The 2971-nt window shown below is 48.3% G+C and carries 1 pseudogene; it reads right to left on the bottom strand.

The annotated features are described in order from the left end of the window. Positions 1 to 2971: pseudogene (locus ACTXGO_RS11890) on the bottom strand (beta strand repeat-containing protein); the annotation flags it as partial.

The following is a 2971-nucleotide window of genomic DNA, read 5'->3' as shown; positions in this document are numbered from 1 at the left end:
GCCTGCTCTTGAATGTTAGCGATGTCACCGGTGTTGGTGGTGGTGCGGGTGTCAAGATTGCCAAGCGCGTCACCGACATTACGGACTGTAGTCGTCTGTCCTTGGTTAGTACCGTCATCCAGAACATATCTTGGTGCACTTATAGTACCGTTAGGTCTAACAGATGAGCCACCGCCAAAGTTATTAGCAGTAGAGTCTGCAATCTTGAATAGTTGACTACCGTTTACAGCTTGATTGCTATTGAGACCTAAATTGCCATCAGCTACACGTCTAATAACACTACCACCAGCATCAATACCATTGACCGTTGCACTTGGACCGCCTGCTATGTTGAATCCATTTGCACCATAGTTAGTCGTGTTATTACCATCAAAGACAGTGGTACCGTTTGTACTCAGTGTAGTGGTATTAGCACCGTTCGTGATCGTCACGCCATTTGTATTGACAACAGTATTTCCTGTCGTCACGCTAGTAAAGGTTGGGGTGTCACTTAGACTGATGGCAACGCCACTCGCTGAACTGACAGTGCTTAGGTTGCCATTACCTGTTATTGCTAGAGTCTCACCCAGTTTGCGATCGGTGCTGCCTGTATTACCGGTAAAGGTAAGTGGGGTTTGGATAGCGCCACTAAGCTGTTCTACCGCACCTTTAACGGTGTTAAATGATGTGGTCGTCGCGCTTGATGGGTTAGCTACAACGTTATACTCAGGCGCTGTGTAGTCTCCTGTTGTCGCATCATAGCTACCACCTAAAGCGGTGGTGTTGTTCGCCACTCTTGTATTCGTCGTATTAAGCTGACTACCATTCACAGCATCAGTGCTACCTGTACCTATGGTGCCTGGGGCAACGTTGCTCAATCTGGTCGCTGTGGTGGTGCTGCCATCTGCACTACGAATGCTTGTGATGATGTTCGCAGGCGCAACTGCTGTACCTGTACCATCTACTGCGGTGTTGAAGTCACCATTGGCTTGTCTATACACTTGGGTGCCGTCCGCTTGGGTATAGACTACGGGTGCGGTGTTGGTTGTAGTATTGGCGGCGGCGTTTAGTTGACCTAGGTTCACAGCGTCAGTGTTGTCCGTACCATCTGCTACGTTGGTGATGGTGTTGTTGCCGTTATCAAGACCGGTGTTGGTAAGTGCAACAGTGCCGTTAGTACCGCCTGTAATGGTTAGACCAGTATTATTAAGAACACTGTTACCTGTAGTCACGCTAGTAAAGGTTGGCGTTGCGCTGACAGCAATTTGTACTTCTTTGCCTGCCTGAGTGATTGCAATATTATTTCCTGCGGTGAATGTTGCCGTCTCCCCAGTGGCCACTTGAGCCACTGAGGTGCCAGTAACCGTACCAGTGCCCGTTTGAGCCGTTGTAACATTGATACCTCTATTAGCAGCAGTGCTCACTGTATTTAGCTGAGTGACGTTTACCGCATCTTTGGCATTGACGCCCGCTTTGAGATTGGTCAGTGTGGTACCATCTGCACCACCGCCTAGAGTCACGCTAGTTTTACCAGCATTGTCATACTGAACTGAGTTATCTGCTCTAACTAAGCTTGCTTTACTATCTGCGCTTAGATCGACTGCAGATTGAGTAACATTGTTAGCAATTGCGGTCTCAGTGATAGTAACTGCACCAGAGCCTGCTGTGACTTTAGACCCATTAGCATTAACAGTATAAGTATCTTGTCCTGTTGCCACGCTTGTTGTTTTCGTTACACTAGCAACGTTAGTCCCTGCTGCTACAATCGTTCTAGCTGCAGTGACTTGAGCAACGTTAGCAGCATCTGTATTCGCTGTACCTGCAGTAACATTAGTAATCTTGTTGCCTGCTGCATTGATACCCGCAGCTGTGACACTTGGACCACCTGTAATCGTTAAACCTGCATTGTTCAGTAAGCTGTTACCTGTAGTCACGCTAGTAAAGGTTGGGGTTGCTGAAGTACCGATAGTGACGTTATTGCCTGTGCGCGTAATATTGACATTATTGCCATCGAGGAAAGTGACCGTATCGCTTGCGGCTACCGCAGTTGACGTATCAGCATTTGCACGTAGTCTAAACGTCTGATTTTGTAAATTAGTGATATTACCTGTGTTCGTTGTCGTGCGACCATCTAAATTTCCAAGTGCAGTACCAACACTGTTAAAGCTTGCACCGCCTATACTGTAGGTTGGTAAGCTAACCGCGCCAGTATTTGCAGTATAAGTAGATCCACCACCAAGCGCAGCTGCAGTATCGACACCTTGTTTATTAGTTCTCGTGTTTTGTTCTGTTAGTTGAGCCACGTTTACCGCATCAGTCGCAGCCGAGCCGCCTGCGACATTCTGAATACGTCTGGTCGCTGTAGCAGTGCCAACAGACACCACACCATTTGCAGGTACTGCGGCGACATTAGTCAAGAATGAAGCGCCCGCTGGTGCAGTTGTTGTTGAGCCTGCGCCCAAAGCAACAGAGTTAGCAATGCTTGCATTGGCAGTGGCACCGATACTAATACTAGAATTTTGATCGGCTACAGCTCCTTGACCAATGGCAATAGCACGAATGTTAGTAGCTTTTGCACCGTCAGCGTTGCTGCCGCCACTACCAATGGCGATAGCTCCCTGACCACTAGTTTGAGCAGCGCCGCCACCAGCTGTGCCACCGCCTATAGCAACAGAGGATTGACCTGTTGAGCTTGCAGCACGACCGATGCTGACCCCATATTGTGTATTACTACTAGTGTCCGCACCAAGTGCAACGGTGTTTTGAGCTGCTGCATTAGCGCTTTCACCAAGGGCATAAGCATTGGCGGCAGAAGCCTTAGAACCTGCACCAATAGCAACAGAGTTTACACCTGATGCCTCTGCACCAGACATGAGAGCTAAGGCATGGTTTCCTGAAGCGATAGCACCGTTTAAGCCATTGGTAGTGGCATTTCCACTTGAACCGATAGCAACAGAACCAATTCCATTGGCAATTGGGCTATCTAAATTTG

The organism is Psychrobacter sp. T6-1 (genome assembly GCF_052258445.1).
This window is presented reverse-complemented; position numbering and strand designations above follow the sequence as displayed.